At 73.4% G+C, this 14295-nt stretch carries 13 protein-coding genes and 2 tRNA genes; 6 read left to right on the forward strand and 9 right to left on the reverse strand.

All coding sequences use genetic code 11. The annotated features are described in order from the left end of the window. Positions 1-16: 16 nt before the first annotated feature. Positions 17-595, forward strand: a complete 579-nt coding sequence (locus ND486_RS19345) for a dihydrofolate reductase family protein (RefSeq protein ID WP_251785609.1) — start codon at positions 17-19, stop codon at positions 593-595. 43 nt (positions 596-638) lie between these two features. On the opposite strand, the gene ND486_RS19350 is transcribed toward ND486_RS19345, so the two are convergent. The 3 genes from ND486_RS19350 to ND486_RS19360 form a co-directional block, all read right to left on the reverse strand. After that, positions 639-715, reverse strand: a tRNA-Met gene (locus ND486_RS19350). A gap of 150 nt (positions 716-865) precedes the next feature. Further along, positions 866-942: transfer RNA gene (locus ND486_RS19355), tRNA-Met, on the reverse strand. A 94-nt stretch (positions 943-1036) separates the two neighbouring features. Further along, entirely contained in the window at positions 1037-3958 is a 2922-nt protein-coding gene (locus ND486_RS19360) for a UPF0182 family protein (RefSeq protein WP_251785610.1), read from the reverse strand. 266 nt (positions 3959-4224) lie between these two features. Between ND486_RS19360 and ND486_RS19365 the strand changes: the two genes are divergently transcribed. Beyond that, complete coding sequence (locus ND486_RS19365) at positions 4225-5229, forward strand: PDZ domain-containing protein (protein ID WP_251785611.1); 1005 nt, start codon at positions 4225-4227, stop codon at positions 5227-5229. A gap of 97 nt (positions 5230-5326) precedes the next feature. Further along, positions 5327-6919 carry a zinc-dependent metalloprotease gene (locus tag ND486_RS19370; protein WP_251785612.1) on the forward strand — a complete coding sequence of 531 codons (1593 nt, stop codon included), beginning with the start codon at positions 5327-5329 and terminating at the stop codon, positions 6917-6919. Between the two features lie 7 nt (positions 6920-6926). On the opposite strand, the gene ND486_RS19375 is transcribed toward ND486_RS19370, so the two are convergent. Further along, on the reverse strand, positions 6927-7568 hold the full coding sequence (locus tag ND486_RS19375) for a M48 family metallopeptidase (protein WP_251785613.1): 642 nt from the start codon (positions 7566-7568) through the stop codon (positions 6927-6929). A gap of 91 nt (positions 7569-7659) precedes the next feature. Here ND486_RS19375 and ND486_RS19380 point away from each other — a divergent pair, with 91 nt between their 5' ends. After that, the gene (locus tag ND486_RS19380; protein ID WP_251785614.1) at positions 7660-8610 is read left to right on the forward strand and encodes a hypothetical protein; all 951 of its coding nucleotides are present in this window, start codon (positions 7660-7662) and stop codon (positions 8608-8610) included. Beyond that, a complete protein-coding gene (locus ND486_RS19385) occupies positions 8607-9938 on the forward strand; it encodes an AarF/ABC1/UbiB kinase family protein (protein WP_178374292.1) in 1332 nt (443 codons plus the stop codon). Before ND486_RS19380 ends, ND486_RS19385 begins: the two co-directional genes overlap by 4 nt. A gap of 203 nt (positions 9939-10141) precedes the next feature. On the opposite strand, the gene ND486_RS19390 is transcribed toward ND486_RS19385, so the two are convergent. Beyond that, positions 10142-10282, reverse strand: coding sequence for a hypothetical protein (locus ND486_RS19390; RefSeq protein WP_251785615.1), 141 nt, complete (start codon positions 10280-10282; stop codon positions 10142-10144). A 63-nt stretch (positions 10283-10345) separates the two neighbouring features. Here ND486_RS19390 and ND486_RS19395 point away from each other — a divergent pair, with 63 nt between their 5' ends. Beyond that, positions 10346-10762 carry a VOC family protein gene (locus tag ND486_RS19395; protein WP_251785616.1) on the forward strand — a complete coding sequence of 139 codons (417 nt, stop codon included), beginning with the start codon at positions 10346-10348 and terminating at the stop codon, positions 10760-10762. A gap of 146 nt (positions 10763-10908) precedes the next feature. On the opposite strand, the gene ND486_RS19400 is transcribed toward ND486_RS19395, so the two are convergent. From ND486_RS19400 to ND486_RS19415, 4 genes are all read right to left on the reverse strand, one after another. Then, complete coding sequence (locus ND486_RS19400) at positions 10909-11157, reverse strand: hypothetical protein (protein WP_062400576.1); 249 nt, start codon at positions 11155-11157, stop codon at positions 10909-10911. A 67-nt stretch (positions 11158-11224) separates the two neighbouring features. Continuing rightward, positions 11225-11563 carry a WhiB family transcriptional regulator gene (locus tag ND486_RS19405; protein ID WP_083474559.1) on the reverse strand — a complete coding sequence of 113 codons (339 nt, stop codon included), beginning with the start codon at positions 11561-11563 and terminating at the stop codon, positions 11225-11227. A gap of 191 nt (positions 11564-11754) precedes the next feature. Continuing rightward, positions 11755-12039 carry a hypothetical protein gene (locus ND486_RS19410; protein ID WP_251785617.1) on the reverse strand — a complete coding sequence of 95 codons (285 nt, stop codon included), beginning with the start codon at positions 12037-12039 and terminating at the stop codon, positions 11755-11757. 152 nt (positions 12040-12191) lie between these two features. Continuing rightward, the gene (locus ND486_RS19415; RefSeq protein WP_308215867.1) at positions 12192-14288 is read right to left on the reverse strand and encodes an ATP-dependent DNA helicase UvrD2; all 2097 of its coding nucleotides are present in this window, start codon (positions 14286-14288) and stop codon (positions 12192-12194) included. Positions 14289-14295: the final 7 nt, after the last annotated feature.

Here is a 14295-nt window from a genome sequence, read left to right on the forward strand (position 1 = left end):
ACCCGGAGGTCCGCGCATGCGCGAGCTCGTCTACTACGTCGCGGTCTCGCTCGACGGCCGCATCGCGGCCCCCGACGACACCTTCGACGCCTTCCCGCAGACCGGCGACCACATCGACATGATCCTGCGGGAGTGGACCGACACGGTCCCGGCCGTCGGACTGGACATGCTCGGGCTGACCGCGGACAACAGCCGGTTCGACACCGTGCTGATGGGCTGGAACACCTACGCCGCGGGCCTGGCGGCCACCGCCGACCCGTACCCGCACCTGGAGCAGTACGTCCTGTCGCGCAGCCGTCCCGCCGACGCGGTGCCCGCCGGGATCACCCTGACCGGGCGCGACCCGGTAGACCTCGTCCGCGAGCTGAAGCACCGCACCGGCGCCGGTATCTGGCTCTGCGGTGGCGGGCGGCTCGCGGCCGCGCTGGCGGGCGAGATCGACCGGCTGGTGCTCAAGGTGAACCCGGTCGTACTCGGGGCGGGCAAGCCCCTGTTCGACGACGGCGGCGGGTACCGGCCGCGGTCGTGGGACCTGGTGCGGTCGACGCCGTACCGCTCCGGGGTCGTCGTCGCCGAGTACGCGCGGGTCCCCTGACAGGACGAAGGCCCCCGGGGTGCTCCCCGGGGGCCTTCGTGAGTGGTAGCGGGGGCAGGATTCGAACCTGCGACCTCTGGGTTATGAGCCCAGCGAGCTACCGAGCTGCTCCACCCCGCGCCGTCCGGGACCGCGTGCGATCCCGTCTGTGTTGTGTCACCACCGTACACCGGCCGTTCACCGGACCTCCGAGGGGGGTCGGTCCCGGCGACCGGGGCCGGACCCCACGAAGAACGAAGGCCCCCAGGAGATCCTAGGGGCCTTCGTGGGTGGTAGCGGGGGCAGGATTCGAACCTGCGACCTCTGGGTTATGAGCCCAGCGAGCTACCGAGCTGCTCCACCCCGCGCCGGACGGAACCGCGTGCATTCCGTCTGTGTTGCAGGAGCAACCTTACACACCGGGCCGGACCCCACCCGCAGGGGGGTCCGGCCCGACGATGATCAGCCGCCGGCGCCCTGGAACGCCGCGACCGCACGGTCCAGCGCGGCCAGCGCCTCGCCCTGCCTGGCGAAGTCACCGGACTGCTGGGCCGCCTTGAGCTCGTTCAGCGCCGCACGGATCTGCTGCGCCGCGGTCGCCTGCGCCGCGTTGGGCGCCGCCGGGGTCTGGGCGCCCTGTCCGTTCGGCGTGGCCGGCGTCGTGGGCGTCGTCGGCTGGGCGGGCTGCCCGGTCGTCGGGGCGGCACCGCCCGCGGCGGCACCGGCTCCGGCGCCGAACACCTCGTCGAGGGCCCGGGACAGGCTCGCGTCGTAGCCGAGCCGGTCGCCGTAGAACACCAGGACGCGGGCCAGCTGCGGGTAGGTCGAGTTGTCCTGACCGCCCGCCCGCTCGATGTACACGGGCTCGACGTAGAGCAGGCCACCGGCCACCGGCAGCGTCAGCAGGTTGCCGTAGTCGATCGTGGTCTGGTTCTGCCGCAGCAGGTTCAGCTCGGAGGAGACCTCGGGCGAGCCGAGGAACCGGGCCTGGACCTGCTGCGGGCCGAGCGTCTGGGTCTCGTTCGGCAGCTGCAGCACGGTCAGCTTCCCGTAGGTGTCCGGGTCCGAGCTGGCCGAGACGTACGAGGCGAGGAACTGCCGCCGCAGGCTCACCAGCGCGCTGGTGAGCTGGAACGACGCACCCTCCTGCCCCGGCAGACCCGCGTAGATGTAGTACGGCGGCTGTGCGTCCTGGCTGCCGCCGTTGCCGCCCTGCACGGTCGGGTCGGACGGGACGTCCCAGAACGACACGGTGGAGAAGAACTCGTTCGGGTCGTCGACGTGGTAGCGGGTCAGCAGCTCACGCTGGACCTTGAACTGGTCCTCCGGGTAGCGCAGGTGGGCCTGCAGGTCCGGGGTGATCGCCGAGCGCGGCTCGACCGTGCCCGGGAACGCCTTCTCCCAGGTCTGCAGCACCGGGTCGGACTCGTCGAAGGCGAAGAGCTTCACGGTGCCGTCGTAGGCGTCGACCGTGGCCTTCACCGAGTTGCGCAGGTAGCTGATCGTGTCGTTCGGCAGCTGCTGGCCGTTCGGCCCGAGCCGGGAGTCCGCGGTCGCGTCACCCAGCTGCACGCGCTCGGCGTAGGGGAAGTTCTGCAGCGTGGTGTAGCCGTCGATGATCCACTGCACCCGCCCGTCGACGACGGCCGGATACGGGTCGTTGTCCAGCGTCAGCCACGGGGCCACCGCCTGCACGCGGTCCCGCGGGTTCCGGACGTACATGATCTTCGAGTCGGCGTTGATCGAGTTGTTGAACAGGATGTTCCGCTCGCCGTAGGCCAGCGCGAACACCGAACGGTTGAACAGCCCGCCGATCGGGACGCCGCCGGCACCGGTGTAGGTGTACTGCGCCTCGTCGGAGTCGTACTCCCGCGGCGCGGTACCCGGCTCGGCACCGACGATCGAGTACTGGTTGTCGAGCAGCTCGCCGTAGTAGATGCGGGGCTGCTGGACGGGCACGAAGCCCTGCTGCTGGGTGTCGGAGACCTGGAAGTTCGGCAGGCCGCCGGAGCCGCCCGCGTCCTCCAGGGCCTCGTTCACCTGGTTCGCCGGAGCGGCCACGATCCCGTTGCCGTGGGTGTAGACCAGGTGCCGGTTGATCCAGTCCTGCTGGTTGTTCACCAGGCCGTTGGCGTTCATCTCGCGCGCCGCGACGACGTAGTCACGGGTCTCGCCGTCGACGGTGTAGCGGTCGATGTCGAGGTTGGGCGAGAACCCGTAGAAGTTCCGTCGCTGCTGGAGCTGGGTGAACGTGCGGTTGAGCTTGCCCGGGTCGAGCAGCCGGATGTTGGGGATGGTGTCGGTGTCGGCCCGGACCTGGGCCGGTGTCGCCTCCGACGTGCCCGCGTAGGGCGTGATGTCGACCTTGTCCGGCCCGATGCCGAAGGCGTCCCGGGTCGCGGCGATGTTGCGTTCGATCGACGGGGCCTCGTTGACGTTCGCGTTGGGCGCGACGACGAACTGCTGCAGCACCAGCGGGAACGCCGTGCCGACCAGGATCGAGGAGACGACCAGCATGACGACGGCGACGGCCGGGATCTGCAGGTTCTGGCGGAAGGCGGCGACGAAGAACGCGAGCGCGCAGATCACCGCGATGACCAGCAGGATCAGCTTGGCCGGCAGGACCGCGTTGAGGTCGGTGTAGGTGGCTCCGTAGAACGTCTGCGCGTTGCGGTTGGACCACAGCAGGTCGTAGCGGTCGAACCAGTAGGCGACGGCCTTGAGCAGCACGAACACCCCGGCGAGCACGGCGAGCTGGGCGCGCGCGGCGGTGGAGACGAAGCCGGAGCGGCCGGACAGCCGGATGCCCCCGAAGATGTAGTGGGTCACCAGCGCGAGCACGAAGCAGATCGCGACGGCGACGAACAGCCAGTTCAGGCTCATCCGCAGGAAGGGCAGGGTGAAGGCGTAGAACCCGATGTCGTTGCCGAACTCGGGATCGGCGCGGCCGAACGGGGTGCCGTGCAGGAACATCTGCACGGTCTGCCACTGCGTCGGCGCCGCGAGCCCGGCGATCAGACCGATCACGACCGGCACGCCGACGGCGAACAGGCGCAGGCGCTGGATGATCGTGGTGCGGTAGCGCGCGACCGGGTCCTCGGGGCCGGACACCGGCACGAAGACCGGGCGGTACCGGTAGGCCAGCCACAGCGTCAGCGCGACCAGGCCGCCCACCACCAGGGCCACGACCCCGAAGAGCACGATCTGGGTGAACAGCCGGGTGAGCTGGACGCTCCGGAAACCGACCTCGCCGAACCACAGGTAGTCGACGTAGAAGTTCAACAGCCGCGAGCCACCGAGCAGAAGCACTACGAGGACGCCCGCGGCGACCAGCAGGATCCGGGTTCGGCGGGTCAGCGACGGCGCTCCCACAGGGGGCCGCATGGACGACACGGGCACACTCCACAGTTCGGGTACGACTCGTGGAGAGCGCGGCCGGCTGGGGCGACGGCACGGTTCTCCGAGGGCAACTGTACGGAGGTTCGGTGAAGTCGCGGTCGGGTCCCGGTGTGTCGGGACGAAAACGACACATCGGGCGGCGGTCCCCCGGCTCTCCGACCGCATCGTCGCAGGACGGGCCGGGGTCGGGCGCGCCGTCGTCGTCGCACGATCGTAGGGTTCCGTCCGTGGGCGTTCGATCTTCGACGTGGGTGACCGCGGTCCTCGTGCTGCTGGCCCTCACCGCGGTCGGGACCGTGGTCCCCGCGCCGGTCGTCGCCCTCGGGCCGGGACCGACCTTCGACACCCTCGGTGAGGTCGAGGGCACGCCCGTCGTGTCCGCGGAGGGCCTGCCGACCTACCCGACGACCGGGCACCTGAACATGACCACCGTCGGTGTCACCGACGGGATCTCGACGCTGCGGGCGCTCGGCATGTGGGCCTCGGGCACCTACCGGCTCGCGCCGCGCTGGTCGCTGTACCCGCCCGGTGAGTCCACCGAACAGGTCACCCAGGCCAACCAGCAGGAGTTCGACGGCTCGATCGCGAACGCCGAGGCCGCGGCGCTGAACCACCTGCACCTGCCGACCCGGGTCACGGTCGGCGCGCTGACCGACGGCTCGCCGTCGGCGGGGGTGCTGGAACCCGGCGACGAGATCCGCGCCGTCGGCGCCACCCCGGTGACCTCGGTCCAGGGCCTGCTCGACGCCATGGGGGCCGCGCGCCCCGGTCAGCCGGTCACCCTCACCGTCCGCCGGGGGGACGCCGCGCCGCGCCAGGTCACCGTCACCCCGGCCGCCCACCCGGACGACCCGGCGCGGGCCTTCCTCGGCATCACCCCGGCCACCTCGCCCGCCGAGGGGCAGAAGCTGACCATCACCCTGGGCGACGTCGGCGGCCCCTCGGCCGGTCTGATGTTCAGCCTGGCGCTGGTCGACAAGCTGACCCCGGGTCCGCTGACCGGCGGCCGGTTCGTCGCCGGCACCGGCACCATCGACGCCGAGGGCCGGGTCGGGCCGATCAGCGGCATCCGGTTCAAGATGCTGAAGGCCCGCGAGGTCGGTGCGCAGACGTTCCTGGTGCCCGCCGCGAACTGCACCGAGGCCGCCGAGGACGCGCCCGACGGGCTCCAGCTCGTGCGCGTCGGGACCCTCGACGAGGCGGTCGGCGCGCTGACCACCCTCGACACCGGCGGTACGCCCGCCGGCTGCTCGTAGTTCCCCGGTCCGCTCCCGGCGAACACCGCCCTACCAGGCCCGATCCACCGGCTGTCGGGGCGGCGACCACCCCCCGGGCCCGCGTACGGTGGACGGCATGAGCGACGTCCCCTTCGGCTTCGGCCCCGCCGACCGTGACCGCGACCGCGAGCCCGGCGACCAGCCCGACTCGGGTTCCGGCGACGCCTCCGGCACGGACGGGGGCACGTCGGGCAAGGACGGGAAGGGCGAGCCCGAGGGCCCGAAGGACCCGTTCGGCTTCGGGTCGCACCCCCGGTCCGACGACCCGTCCGGCGCCTCCGGCGGCGCGGGCCAGAACCCGTTCGCGGCGTTCGGCATGGGCGGGATCCCCGGTATGCCGGGTATGCCCGGCGGGGGCCAGTTCGACATGAGCCAGCTCGGGCAGATGCTGTCCCAGCTCGGCCAGATGCTCTCCAGCAGCGGCTCCTCCGACGGCGGCCCCGTCGACTACGAGCTCGCCGCCCGGATCGCCACCCAGCAGCTCGCGCAGTCGACGTCGTCGCTCACCGACGCCCAGCGCACCGGGGTCGCCGAGGCCGTGAAGCTCGCGGAGCTGTGGCTCGACCCGGCGACGTCGTTCCCCTCCTCCGGCGGCGAGGTGAAGGCCTGGACGCCGTCGGACTGGGTGCGGGCCGGCATGCCGACCTGGAAGCGGCTCTGCGACCCGGTGGCGACGCGGCTGTCCTCGGCCTGGGTCGAGGGTCTGCCCGAGGAGGTCCGCGGCGCGGCGGGCCCGATGCTGGGGATGCTCGGCAAGATGGGCGGGATGGCGTTCGGCAGCCAGCTCGGCCAGGGCCTGGCGCAGCTCGGCAAGGAGGTGCTGACCTCCACCGAGCTCGGCATCCCGGTCGGCCCGGAGCGCACCTCCGCACTGCTGCCCGAGGCCGTCGCCCGGTTCACCGAGGGCCTGGACCGCCCGGCCGGTGAGGTCACGCTGTTCCTCGCCGCGCGCGAGGCCGCCCACCAGCGGCTGTTCACCCACGTGCACTGGCTGCGCGAGCGGCTGCTCGGCGCCGTCGAGGAGTACGCCCGCGGCATCACCGTGGACACCTCGCGGATCGAGGAGCTCGCCCGCGGGATCGACCCGTCGAACCCGGAGTCGATCCAGGAGGCCATGCAGTCCGGCATGTTCGAGCCGGAGGACACACCGCAGCAGAAGGCGGCGCTGGCCCGGCTGGAGACCCTGCTCGCCCTGATCGAGGGCTGGGTGGACACCGTCGTCGCCGAGGCGCTGACCGAGCGGCTGCCCGGGGCCGAGGCGATGCGCGAGACGATGCGCCGCCGCCGCGCCTCGGGCGGGCCCGCGGAGCAGGCGTTCGCGACGATCGTCGGGCTGGAGCTGCGGCCGCGGAAGCTGCGGGCCGCGGCGGACCTGTGGAAGCTGCTGGGCGCCGAGCGCGGCGTCGAGGGCCGCGACGCGGTCTGGGCGCACCCGGACCTGATCCCGTCGGCCGAGGACCTGGACGACCCGGCCGCCTTCGTGCGCGGCGGCGCGACCGGCGGGGCCGTCCCGGACGACCCGATCGCCGAGCTGGAGCGTCAGATGGCCGCCGACGCGGAGAAGAGGAAGGCCGAGTCGTCCGGGACCCCGGAGGAGCCCGGGACCTCGGAGAAGCCCTCCGCGGAGGACACCGACGGCGAGGACGGGACGGACCGGAAGGACTCCTGAGCCCGGCTCAGGTCCCGGTCGCGCGGACCGGCTCCCTCCCGGGGCCGGTCCCGCCGAACCCGCCGACCTCACCGTCGGCGTCGGCGACCCCGTCGGGCTCGTCGGCGGGGGCCGGGTCGCCGTCGACACCGGTGATGCCGAGCTCCGCGGCCGCGTTGAGGCCCTCCAGGTAGCCGATGGCCCGCTCGGTGCGCGGATAGCGGCGCACCCAGGACCAGAAGACGTCGTCGTGCGCGGCGGACAGCAGGTGGGCCAGCTCGTGCACCAGCACGTAGTCGACGACCCAGCCCGGCGCGTCCCGCAGACGCTCGCTGATCCGGATCGTGGCGTCGTCGGGGGTGCAGGACGCCCAGCGGGTGCGCATCGTCGGCACCCACCGGATCGACGACGGCCGCGCGCGCCCCTCCAGCCAGCGCTTCGACAGCTCCAGGCCGCGGCGCATCAGGGCCTCGTCGTTGTTGCGGCCCGGTGAGCGGCGGCGGGCCTCGCTCGCCTCGACGCGTCGCACCATCTCCGCGACCCAGTCGCGTTCCTGTTCGGCGGACATCCAGCCCGGGATGAACACGACGAGCCGTTCCCCCTCCCGCCGGGCACTGACCATGCGCTTCCGGCGGGCGCTGCGTCGGACCTCTACCGGGGGACTCGCCATGGCTCCAGGGTAGGCCGCCCCGGTTCGCGGATGCGAACGGCGCGGACGCGTTCCGGCCCCGTCGCCGCACGGAGCGGGCACCGTGGCGCCGGTGACCGGACTGCCCGCACGGCTCGCGCTCGCCGCCCACCTCGCCGTCCTCCCGGCCGGGCCACGGGCCCGCCGGATCGGGTCCGGCCCACCGCGGGCCCGGCTGCTGGAGGAGCTGTCCCCCGCCGCCGTCGACGCGCTGGACCGGCTCGCCGACGGCCCGTGCCCGACCGGTGCGCTCACCCGGGGCGACGACGAGGTCGCGGTGCTGCTCGCCGTCCTGTGGCGGGCGGGGCTGCTCGCCGACCCGGACGTCGTGGACCGGGTCCGGCGGCGCCGGGAGGGCACGCTCGTCGAGATCCGCGGCGACGGCGCGCTCGCCGTGGCGGTCGTCGCCGGGCTGGCCCGGGCCGGGATCGGACAGCTGTACCCGCAGGTCGGCGGGGTGACGGGCGCCGACGACGTGCTGGCCGGGCTGCCGGCGGGGCCGGGCCGGGACCGCGGGGAGGAGCTGCGCTCGTTCCTGCGCGACGCCGGTGTCGACACCGATCCGCCCCGGCGGGTGCCCGCGGACCTGGTTGTGCTCGCCGGCGACGGGCCGGTGCCGCCGGAGGCTCCCTCGGAGCACCTGTTCGTGGCCCTGCGCGACGGCCGCGGCGTGGTGGGGCCGCTCGTCCTGCCGGGCCGGGGGCCGTGTCCCGGTTGTGCGGGGGCGCCCGGTGCGGCCGGTGGGCCGTCGGCGGCGGCACCGCACGTGCTGGTCGCGACGGCGGCGGTGGCGGTCGGCCAGGTGCTCGCCGCCGTCGACGGGCCGGTGCGCGGCGGCCGCCCGCCCGCGTCGTGGGGTGCGGTGCTGGAGGTCGACGTGGACGCGGCGACGGTCGTCACCCGTCCGGGCTTCCGCCGACCCGGTTGTTCCTGCGGCACAGCGGCTGCGGCGGTACCGGACAGCGCACCGGGGCCCACCGCGGCGTGCGGGACTCCCCCGGCCGGGTGGACAATCACGGTGTGAGCGACATTCCCCGAAGAACCGCCTCGCGCACCGCCAAGCTCGCCGGCCTCCCGCTCGGCGTCGCCGGACGTGCCGCAGCAGGGTTCGGGCGCCGTCTCACGGGTGGTGACCGCGACGAGATCGCGGCCCAGCTCGCGGCCAAGAGCGCCGAGCAGCTGTTCGAGGTGCTCGGCGAGCTCAAGGGCGGCGCGATGAAGTTCGGGCAGGCGCTCAGCGTGTTCGAGGCGGCCGTGCCCGACGAGTACGCGGAGCCCTACCGCGAGGCGCTCACCAAGTTGCAGTCCGCGGCGCCGCCGATGCCCATGGCCGACGTCGACTACATGCTCACCCAGCAGTTCGGGCGGTCCTGGCGGTCCCGGTTCGCCGACTTCGACGAGACGCCCGCCGCCTCGGCCAGCATCGGCCAGGTGCACCGCGCGGTCTGGAAGCGCGACGGCCGCGAGGTCGCGGTCAAGGTGCAGTACCCCGGCGCCGAGGAGGCGCTGCGCTCGGACCTGCGTCAGCTCGGGCGGATGAGCCGCATCCTGCAGCCGCTGGTCCCCGGCATGGAGATCAAGCCGCTGGTCGCGGAGCTCAAGGACCGCATGGAGGAGGAGCTCGACTACCGCGACGAGGCCGCGTACCAGCGCGAGTTCGCCGCGTTCTACGAGGACGACCCGGACGTGAAGATCCCCCGCGTGGTCGGGTCCGCGCCCAAGGCCGTCATCACCGAGTGGGTGCAGGGCCGCCCGCTGGCCTCGATCATCCGCGACGGCACCCGCGAGGATCGCGACCACGCTGGCAACCAGCTGGCCCGCTTCCACTACTCGGCGCCGGACCGCGCGCACCTGCTGCACGCCGACCCGCACCCCGGCAACTTCGGGATCCTCGACGACGGCCGTCTGCTCGTCCTCGACTTCGGTGCCGTCGCCCGGATGCCCGACGGCATGCCCCCCGAGCTGGTCACGATGACCAAGTACGCGCTCGAGGGGCGCAGCGGGGACCTGATGGCCCTGATGCGCTCGGCCGGGTTCGTCCGCGACGGCGCCCGGATCGAGTCCGAGCAGATCCTCGGCTACCTCGCGCCCTTCACCGAGCCGCTGGGGTCCGAGGAGTTCCACTTCAGCCGCCGATGGATCCAGAAGCAGGCCGAGCGGGTCGGTGATCTGCGCAGCCCGGACGCGGCGATCGGCCGGTCGCTGAACCTGCCCCCGCGGTTCCTGCTGGTGCACCGGGTGACGATGGGGACCGTCGGCATCCTGTGCCAGCTCGACTCCCACGTGCGGCTGCGGGAGATCGTCGCCGAGTGGCAGCCGGAGATGTTCGAGCCGGACGCCCCGACCGGCTGACCCCTCCCCTTCGGTACTCCGGTCCTGCGGGACGGGGGTGTCCTGTCGTCGCTGTGCTCTGCTCACCGGTACGCAGCAGCGCAGGTCGGCGCCACTGGCGGAGCCTTCGGGGGCCCCGGTCCGCCACACGGTCCGCCAACCGCGCCAGGACCGCGGCGAACGGCGCCGCTCGTCGTCGCACCGGTGGTGGAGCGTGCCCCTCGTCACCGCGACCCGGCGACGACGGCCGGCAGCCCGACCGCGCCGTACCCGTTGCGGGAGAACAGGCGCGCCGCCTCGTCCAGCGCCGCCTGCCGGATCCGCTCGCGCTGCTCGGACCGGAGTTCCCGTGCCCTCCCCTCCATTTGACGTACTGATGGTACGTCGATAGATTTCACATACCGAAGGTATGCGTATAGGAGGGTGCCGTGCTCCACAGCTGCTACCCGGTCCTCGCGACGGCCGACGTCCCGGCCGCCCGCGCGTTCTGGACCGGCCTGATGGGATTCGAGATCGTCTTCGACACCGACTGGTACGTCAGCCTCCGTCGCGGACGCTTCGAGCTCGCCGTCCTCGACCGGGACCATCCGACGATCCCGACGGCGTACCGCGGCCGGTCCGCCGCCGGGACGCTGGTGAACCTCGAGGTCGACGACGTCGACGCCGAGTGGGACCGTCTCGTCGTCCGCGGTGGGCTGGAGGCGCTGCTCCCGGTACGCGACGAGGACTTCGGGCAGCGGCACTTCGTCGTCGCCGGGCCGGACGGGGTACTGGTCGACGTGATCACCGAGATCGCGCCATCGGCGGAGTTCGCCGACGTCTTCACCGGGTCGTCGGCGCCCTGACCTGGGGTGCTGCGTATCGGTGAGCAGAGCAGAGCGACGAGCAGGCACCCGCTCCCGCCGGCGGACCGGCAGGTCCCGGACACGACGGTGCCCCGCCCGGACGCGGGGTCCGGACGGGGCACCGATCACGGCGGTCGGCGGCGGGATCAGCCGGCGCGCAGCCGCGCCCGCTCGGCGCGGGAGGCGGCCCAGGCCGCGATCCGGGACCAGCCACGGCCCGCGGTGAGCCGGCGCGCGAGCCGGTGCTCGGCCGCCGCCCGTTGGGCCTCCTGCTGATGGGATCTCGCCAGCGCTTCCTGGATGAGCGTCATCACGTTCTCCTGGTTCACGAGGTGGGACGAACGGTCGGTGCGGGGAATCGGTCGCGCGGCCGGTGCCGGCTTCAGGTCGTTCATGTCTCGGTCTCCTCGGGTCTGGTGGGTCGGCGGCGCCGCGGTGCGCGTCGCGCCGGTACGGCTGTGGTCAGCGGCTCGCGGCCAGGGCCAGGGCCCGGTCGCGCTCCAGGTCGGCCTTGCGGGGACGCCCCCTCGGGCGCTTGCGCGGGATCACCCGACCGTGGTCGAAGATCTCGCCTCCCCACACGCCCCACGGCTCGGCGCGCTCCAGCGCGCCGTCCAGGCAGGCCTGCCGGAGCGGGCAGCCGCCGCAGCGGGACTTCGCCTCCTCCAGCTCGGCCGGGGCCTCGGCGAACCACAGGTCGGCGTCGCCGTTGCGGCAGGGCAGGGCCGAGCCCACGCTCGGCACGGACCGCAGCCGCACCTCGTCGGGTCCGGCGCCGCCGCCGGACTGCTCGGTGATCATTCCGCCGTCACACGGAACGGATCGCACGTACACGATCGACCTCCTCGATCGAACTTCATCTGCAACTGGTCAGACCGGTCCGGTCGGGACCTGTCATCTCTCGGGACGGAATCGGGGACAAAAAAATCGGGGCCGCGGAACCCGTGTGCGTGGGTTCCGCGGCCCCGATGGGACTCGCTGGGTGCTGAGGGTCAGGTACCCCCTCGGCGCCCGGGAACGAACGCAGCTGTGCACTTGTCATCGAAGATCGGGCCGGTGACCGCGACCGGCATGCCGCCCAGCGGGTACACCTCACCCGTGGTGCGGAGCGTCGACGGCGCGATCAGCGCCACCCCCTGGTGGCGACGGCGGACGCCGGACACCGCGATGCCCGCGTGAGCGACGTCGTGCGCGACGACGGTCTGCTCCGGGACGCACACCGGGGCCGGGACGGACAGGGTGGTGCCGATCAGGCCGGTCGTGTCGATCGTGCCCATCTCGTCACCTCCTCCGGTTCCGTCCGCGGTTTCCCGCGCGACGCGTCTGTGTCGGGAGCATGGCGCTCCACCTGGTGCCGACGACAGTAGAAGTGCTGCGCACGGCACTGCAACCGATTATTCGAAGTCTCGCCGGAAGTTCACGCCGATCCCTACCGAAGAGGGGGTCGTGAGCCCTCCGCCGCGTGCTCGGCGAGCACCCGCAGCACGTCGTCGCCGTAGCGGTCCAGCTTGGCCGCGCCGATCCCCGGGATGCCCACCAGGGCCGACGGTCCGGCGGGCCGTTGCTCCGCGATCGCGGTGAGCGTGGCGTCGGTGAGCACGACGAAGCCGGGCACGTCCTGCGCCTTCGCCGCCGCCGACCGCCACTGCTTCAGCCGGTCCAGCAGCTCCAGGTCCACATCGGACGGACAGTCGTCGCAGCGCAGGAGCTTGGTGGCGGTGGTCCCGAACAGCGGGGTCCCGCAGACGCGGCACTTGGGCCGGGCTCCCCCGGGCCGGCGCTCGCCGGCCACCCGGGACGCCGGGTGCGAGTCCGGGATCAGTCCGTACAGGAACCGCGAGCGGCGTCGCTTCGGCCCGCGCCCGGAGGCCCGGGACAGCGACCACGACATCGACAGCACCCGCCGGGCGCGGGTGACGCCGACGTAGAACAGCCGGCGTTCCTCCTCGACGGCGGCCTCGTCGTCGCCGGCGTGGCCGATGGGGAGGGTGCCGTCGGCGAGTCCGACGAGGAACACCGCGTCCCACTCCAGGCCCTTCGCGGCGTGCAGCGACGCCAGCGTGACGCCGTTGACCACGGGCGCCTGCGCGTGGTCGGCGCGGGTCTCCAGCTCCCCGCACAACCGGCGCAGGTCGGCCTGCGGCTCGACCGCGGCCAGCTCCTCGGCGACGCCGACCAGCGCCAGCAGCGACTCCCACTGCGCGCGCAGCGTCGCGCCCTTCGGCGGCTCGTCGGTCAGCCCGGCGCGGGCGGTGAGCACCGCGCGGGTGACGTCGACGAGGTCGGTGCCCGGCCGCTGGTCCGGTGCCGCGGTCCGCAGCGCGAGCATCGCCCGGCGGATCTCGGGCCGGTTGAAGAACCGCTCGCCGCCGCGGATCTGGTAGGGCACGCCGGCGTCGGACAGGGCCTGCTCGAACGCCTCGGACTGGGCGTTGATCCGGAACAGCACCGCGATCTCCGACGGCTCGGTGCCGTCGTTGATCAGGGTCAGGATCCGGCCCGCGACGGCGGCGGCCTCCCCGGCCTCGTCGTCGTGCTCGGAGAAGTCCGGGTCGGGGCCGGGCGGGAGCTGCCCGATGAGCTGCAGCCGGGACCCGGCGGGCCGGTTGCGGGCGGCGCCGATCAGCTGGTTCGCGCAGCCGACGATCTGCGGGGTGGAGCGGTAGTCGCGCTGCAGGCGCACGACCGCCGCGTCGGGGAAGCGGCGCGGGAACTCCAGCAGGTACCGGGGGGAGGCGCCGGCGAAGGTGTAGATCGTCTGGTTGGCGTCGCCGACGACGGTGAGGTCGTCGCGGTCGCCGAGCCAGGCGTCGAGCAGGCGCTGCTGCAGCGGGGTGACGTCCTGGTACTCGTCGACCACGAAGCACCGGTAACGGGACCGGAACTCCTCGGCGACGCCGCCGTGCTCCTCCAGCGCGATCGCGGTGTGCAGGAGCAGGTCGTCGAAGTCGAGCTGCTCGCTCGCGTTCTTCAGCTCCTCGTACGCGGCGTAGACGGCGGCGACCTGCTCGGCCGGGCCGGGGGTGTCGCGGCGACGGCGGGCGACCTCGGCCGCGTAGTCCGACGGGGCGACCAGGGTCGACTTCGCCCACTCGATCTCGGAGGCGAGGTCGCGCAGCGCGTCGGAGTCGGTGCCGGCCCGGGCGCGGGCGGCCGCCTGGCCGACGAGCCGCAGCTTGCCGTCGAGCAGCGGCCACGGGCTGCCGCCGACCATCTGCGGCCAGAAGTAGCGCAGCTGACGCAGCGCCGCGGCGTGGAAGGTGCGGGCCTGCACCCCGGAGGCGTCGAGCGCGCGCAGCCGGGTGCGCAGCTCCCCCGCGGCGCGGGCGGTGAAGGTGACGGCGAGGACCTGGGTGGCGGCGACGTGGCCCGAGGTCACCAGGTGGGCGATCCGCCGGGTGATCGTGCGGGTCTTGCCGGTGCCCGCCCCCGCGAGGACGCAGACCGGGCCGCGCGGCGCGTGCACCGCGGCCCGCTGCTCGGGGTCCAGACCGTCCGCGCCGATCGGTGCCGCCGGGTCCGGCACGGCGCGG

Source organism: Pseudonocardia sp. DR1-2 (assembly GCF_023717215.1).
In the GTDB taxonomy this organism is placed as follows: Bacteria; Actinomycetota; Actinomycetes; order Mycobacteriales; family Pseudonocardiaceae; genus Pseudonocardia; species Pseudonocardia alni.